Annotated in this window: 6 protein-coding genes, 1 tRNA gene and 1 pseudogene; 5 read left to right on the forward strand and 3 right to left on the reverse strand. The window is 67.7% G+C overall.

What is annotated here, in order from left to right:
* Both dnaG and WA944_RS26150 read left to right on the forward strand, forming a co-directional pair.
* The coding region (dnaG, locus tag WA944_RS26145) for a DNA primase (RefSeq protein ID WP_526647492.1) at window positions 1-494 on the forward strand (494 nt) is incomplete at its 5' end.
* A gap of 71 nt (window positions 495-565) precedes the next feature.
* Entirely contained in the window at window positions 566-877 is a 312-nt protein-coding gene (locus WA944_RS26150; RefSeq protein ID WP_526374227.1) for a DUF7155 family protein, read from the forward strand.
* A 6-nt stretch (window positions 878-883) separates the two neighbouring features.
* Here WA944_RS26150 and WA944_RS26155 read toward each other — a convergent pair whose 3' ends face one another.
* Window positions 884-1,138, reverse strand: coding sequence for a hypothetical protein (locus WA944_RS26155; protein WP_526374226.1), 255 nt, complete (start codon window positions 1,136-1,138; stop codon window positions 884-886).
* Between the two features lie 156 nt (window positions 1,139-1,294).
* Here WA944_RS26155 and WA944_RS26160 point away from each other — a divergent pair.
* Both WA944_RS26160 and WA944_RS26165 read left to right on the forward strand, forming a co-directional pair.
* Window positions 1,295-1,367, forward strand: a tRNA-Asn gene (locus WA944_RS26160).
* 24 nt (window positions 1,368-1,391) lie between these two features.
* Window positions 1,392-1,871 (forward strand): LppP/LprE family lipoprotein, encoded by a 480-nt coding sequence (locus WA944_RS26165; protein WP_526374225.1) that lies wholly within the window; start codon window positions 1,392-1,394, stop codon window positions 1,869-1,871.
* A gap of 7 nt (window positions 1,872-1,878) precedes the next feature.
* On the opposite strand, the gene WA944_RS26170 is transcribed toward WA944_RS26165, so the two are convergent.
* Window positions 1,879-3,843 carry an acyl-CoA dehydrogenase family protein gene (locus tag WA944_RS26170; protein ID WP_526374224.1) on the reverse strand — a complete coding sequence of 655 codons (1,965 nt, stop codon included), beginning with the start codon at window positions 3,841-3,843 and terminating at the stop codon, window positions 1,879-1,881.
* 102 nt (window positions 3,844-3,945) lie between these two features.
* Between WA944_RS26170 and WA944_RS26175 the strand changes: the two genes are divergently transcribed.
* Window positions 3,946-4,680 carry a VIT1/CCC1 transporter family protein gene (locus tag WA944_RS26175; protein ID WP_526374223.1) on the forward strand — a complete coding sequence of 245 codons (735 nt, stop codon included), beginning with the start codon at window positions 3,946-3,948 and terminating at the stop codon, window positions 4,678-4,680.
* A gap of 3 nt (window positions 4,681-4,683) precedes the next feature.
* On the opposite strand, the pseudogene WA944_RS26180 reads toward WA944_RS26175, so the two are convergent.
* Window positions 4,684-4,849: pseudogene (locus WA944_RS26180) on the reverse strand (MFS transporter); the annotation flags it as partial.

A 4,849-nucleotide genomic window follows, 5' to 3' on the forward strand; every position in this document is an offset into this window, starting at 1 on the left:
GGCCCGACCCGGCCGACCCCACGCTGTGGCCCCAGCGCGAAGCGCTCAAGTCGGCGCTGCAGTACCCGGCGCTGGCCGGACCGGTGTTCGACTCGCTGGCCACCGAGAGCTTCACCCATCCCGGCTACGCGGCGGTGCGGGTGGCGATCCAGGCTGCCGGCGGGACGTCGGCCGGGGTGACCGGCGCGCAGTGGATCGAGGCGGTCCGTGACCAGACCGCCTCCCCGATGGCGGCCGGCCTGGTCAACGAACTGAGCGCCGAGGCGATCAACGCCGACGACGAGAGGTTGCCCCGCTACATCGGCGGGGTGCTGGCCCGATTGCAGGAAGTGTGGATCGGACGCCAGATCGCCGAGGTGAAGTCCAAGCTGCAGCGGATGTCGCCGGTCGAGCAGGGTGACGAATACCACGCGCTGTTCGGTGACCTGGTGGCGATGGAGAGCTACCGGCGCAGCCTGCTCGAACAGGCAAGTGGCGACGACCTGACTGCGTGATCAGGCCCGCCGGGTTATGGTGTTCGTGCAGTCGGGGCCGTTTTGATTGGTAGTGAGAAGGCGAGTTGGCGATGTTCGTGCACATGATCCGGACCAACAGCACCCGACTGATCGCTGGGGCGTTTGCCGCCGCAGCCGTGACCGTGCCGCTCTACGCGTCGCTGAGCAGCACCGATGCCGCCCCGCAGCTGACAGCGCAGCCGGCCTGCCTGGCCTGGTTCGGCAATAAAGAAGACGGCAACTGCATGGGGTACTCCAACGGCTCGCCCGTCATCGTCGGCACGCCGGAGATCGGCCTCTACGGTGACGGCGTCGGCGTCGGCATACCGTTCGAGACCGGTCCGCTGCTGCCCGGCACCACCATCACCCGCGACTTCGGCTGACTGCGGCTAACGGGGCTTCTTCTTCGTCATCTGCTCCGGCTCGAGGATCTCGGTGCCGGAGTCGATCGTCGTCAACTCCACCATCGACGGGTCGGGGGAGACCCGGTCGGCGATCTTGCGCCGTCCCGCGTCGATGACCGCCTTGGCGGCCGGACTGCCCGTGACGGCCTTGTACGTTCCCGAGAGCTGCTCGTAGCGCTGCCTGCCCGCCTTGGTTCCCAGCACGTAGCCGACGGCCAGAACGGCGACATACCCGATCACAGGGCTCCTCCAGATATCCTCGCGGGACTGCGTGCTCGGTGTCCATCCTGCCTCACCGCGGGCAGTGCGCGCCCGGCTGGGACCGTATTGGCGAGGCGGCGCGGACGTAGGCTAAAGTGCTCTCTGGCCCGCGGCGCAACGACCGTGGGAGGGCAGTCCCCTGTAGCTCAATTGGCAGAGCATTCGGCTGTTAACCGAAGGGTTGCTGGTTCGAGTCCAGCCGGGGGAGCACACGCCCCATTAGTCTTGCGGCATGCGAGTTTCGCGCCCCGTGTCGGCGCTGATGATGCTGGTGACGTTGGCTGCGCTCACCGTCGGCTGCGGCTGGAGCCCGTCGGGTCCGGCACCGACGAGCACCGCCGCCTGCGGTCCCGGTCCGACGGACGAGGTCGTCACCTCCGAGTTCTTGCTCCTGCCGCCCGGTCAGTGGCGGGAAACCGCCCGCGGCAACGCACCGGACTGTCGGCTGAACTGGGTGGTGGTCACCGACGGTGAGGCTCCTGACAGCCCGCAGCAGGTGTTGTTCTTCGACGGCACCGACCCGGTGGGCTCACCCACCCCGGAACCGCGTCCCTACATCACCGTGATCCCGCAGGGCGACCATCGTGCGCACGTGCAGTACCAGTGGCGCCAGGGACAGGATGAGCCGTGCTGCCCGACCGGAATCGGGTCGGCCCGGGTGACGCTCGAGGACGGCAGGCTCACCGTGCTGGATCCCATCCCCGGGCCCTGACCCTGGGTCAGATGACCCCGGCGCTGGTGGCGTCCTGCTCGGCGTGCTCGTCGGCGTCGGGAATGTGTTCGGGGTGCAGCATCTCGGCGTAGCGCAACTGCTCGGGGATGCCGAACCCGTCGACGAGTGTCTCCGTGTGGGGACGCAACCGCCGGCAGCGGTCGTTGATCCCGCGGGTGACGGCCTTGGCACGTTCGGTCGACAGGAAACGATGCTCGACGAACCAGGACTTGTCCTCTTCGATCACCGACAGCGCGTACAGGTCGCACACCATCTCGAGGATCTCGCGGGCATCGTCGTCCTCGCAGGTGTCGATGCCTGCGACGAATGCCTCGAGGATGATGCGGTCGATGTGCGCGGTGGCGGCGTGCAGCACGTGATCCTGCACGGCGTTGAACGCATTGAAGGCGCTCATCTCCTTGGACTTGCGTTGCAGCCGCCGGGCGACCGAGGCCAGCATGTACTCCTCGCGGTCCTCGAACATCTGCACCTGCGTGCCGCGGTTGAAGAGGCTTCCCTCTTCCTCGTTGTCCTGCCTGGTGTCCAGGATCGTCTGCATGATCGTTTGCGCCGCAGTGCGTTTCATCACCCGCTCGCCGGCGAAGTTGGCCGCGAAGCGCACCCACTCGACAGGGCTCATGCCCTTGATGTCGTCGGCGTAAGCGGTCAGCAGTTCCTTGGCCACCAGCTGGGTCAGCACGTGGTTGTCACCCTCGAAGGTGGTGAACACGTCGGTGTCTGCCTTCAGCGCGATCAGCCGGTTCTCGGCGAGATAGCCTGCGCCGCCGCATGCTTCGCGGGCCTCCTGGATGGCACGGGTCGCGTGCCAGGTGTTCGCCGCTTTGAGGCCCGCCGCGCGTGACTCCAGTTCGCGTTGCTCCTCGGGGTCGGGGTCGTCGGCGGTCTGTAGTTCGTGGCACTTGGCGACGAGTTCGTTCTGCGCGAACTGCAACGCATACGACCGCGCGATCAGCGGCAGCAGTCGGCGCTGATGGACCAGGTAGTCCATCAGCAGCACTTCCTGCTCGTCGTCGGGGGCGGAGAACTGCCTGCGCTCCAACGCATACCGGATCGCGATGTCGAGTCCCACCCGCGCCGCGGCGCCCGCGCTGCCGCCCACCGTGACGCGGCCGCGGATCAGGGTGCCCAGCATCGTGAAGAACCGGCGGCCGATGTTCTCGATCGGCGAGGTGTACGTGCCGTCGGGCTCGACGTCGGCGTACTTGTTGAGCAGGTTCTCCCGCGGGACCCGCACCTGGTCGAACTGGATGCGGCCGTTGTCCACCCCGGGCAGGCCACCCTTGTAATGGCAGTCCGAGGTGGTCACGCCCGGCAGGTCGTTGCCCTCGTCGTCGCGGATCGGCACGATCAGGCAGTGCACCCCGTGGCCTTCCCCGTCCGGAGTGATCAGCTGTGCGAAAACCGCTGCCACCCTCGCAGTTTCGGCTGCGCCCCCGATGTAGTCCTTGCGGGAGGACGGGGTGGGGGAGTCGATGACGAACTCCTGCGTCTCCGGGTCGTAGGTCGCCGTCGTCTCCAGTGACTGGACGTCGCTGCCGTGCCCGGTCTCGGTCATCGCGAAGCACCCCAGCAGGTCCAGGCTGATGATCCGGGGCACGTAGTCCTGGTGGTGCCGCTCGGTGCCGAGGTTCTCCACCGCGCCGCCGAACAGGCCCCACTGCACGCCGGCCTTCACCATCAGCGAGAGGTCGCTCATCGCGAGCATCTCGATCTGCGTGACGGCTGCGCCGACGTCGCCGTTGCCGCCGTGCTCCTTCTTGAATCCGTCTTCGGCCGCCCCCTGGGAGGCCATGACGCGCATCTGCTCACCCACCTTGGTGCGGGCGATCACGGTGTTCGGGGTGTAGTGGGGCCGGAACACCGGGTTGGAGAGTTCCTGGCGCACCCGGTTCTTCACGTCGCGAAAGCGACCGTCCAGTGTGTTACGAAGATGCTCCGCCGTGGTGGTCATAACTCGACGGTAGCCCGCAGCCCGCGGATGCAAACTGTGATGCTGTAAACCCAGGTAAACCTGACTTCGCGAGCGCACAACCGCAGGCGTTCAATGATCACCATGACCGACCCCGCCGATCCGCCCCTGTCGCCGACGGGCATGCCGCACGTCGCCGACCACCGGCATGCCAACGTCACCGGAGGGTGGCTGCGGGCCGCGACGTTCGGCGCGATGGACGGGCTGGTGAGCAACACCGCCCTGATCGCGGGCGTGGCCGCGAGCGCCAGCGCTCAGACCGTGGTGCTCAGCGGCGTCGCCGGACTGCTCGCGGGCGCGTTCTCGATGGCGCTGGGGGAGTACACGTCGGTGACCACTGCCAACGAGCAGATCGACTCCGAGGTGTTGGTGGAGCGCAAATCCTTCCGCTTACATCCCCAGGCCGAGCGCGCGGAGATGGAGGCGATGCTCACCGAGATGGGGATGACGCCGCGGACCGCCGCCGCTGCGACCGACGAGATCCATCGGGACGAGAACAAGGCGCTGAACTTTCACCTGGTCCAGGAACTCGGGGTCGATCCGCGGGAGAAGCCGTCCCCTTGGGTGGCGGCAGGGTCGTCGTTTGTGCTGTTCGCCATCGGCGCGATCATCCCGCTGATCCCGTACCTGCTCGGCTACGAATCGCTGTGGCTCGGCCTCGCGTTCGGCGGTGTCGGTCTGATGCTCGCCGGCGGTTCCGCGGCCAGGATCACCGGCCGACCCCTCGCGCTGGGATCGTTGCGGCAGTTGGCGTTCGGCGGGTTCGCCATCGCGGCCACCTACCTCGTCGGCCATCTGATCGGGGTCGCGGTGGCGTGACAATCAGCTGTCGTTGCCGACGGTGACCGCCCTGGCACGGTCGGTGAGTTCGTCGAGTTCGGGCTCGGGCGCATCGATGTCGGGCAGGTGCGCGCGGGTGGCCGCCAGCACGCCGGCCGCCAGCAGCACCGCGCCCGCGCCCACCCAGAACGGCACATGGGCGTTGATC

It is taken from the genome of Mycobacterium sp., from assembly GCF_049683355.1.
Lineage (GTDB): Bacteria > Actinomycetota > Actinomycetes > Mycobacteriales > Mycobacteriaceae > Mycobacterium.

Excerpts from the sequence above, each read along its gene's own strand:
- WA944_RS26165 (WP_526374225.1), top strand. The coding sequence starts at position 1,392 with ATGCGAGTTTCGCGCCCCGTGTCGGCGCTGATGATGCTGGTGACGTTG.
- WA944_RS26150 (WP_526374227.1), top strand. The coding sequence starts at position 566 with ATGTTCGTGCACATGATCCGGACCAACAGCACCCGACTGATCGCTGGG.
- WA944_RS26170 (WP_526374224.1), bottom strand. The coding sequence starts at position 3,843 with ATGACCACCACGGCGGAGCATCTTCGTAACACACTGGACGGTCGCTTT.
- WA944_RS26175 (WP_526374223.1), top strand. The coding sequence starts at position 3,946 with ATGACCGACCCCGCCGATCCGCCCCTGTCGCCGACGGGCATGCCGCAC.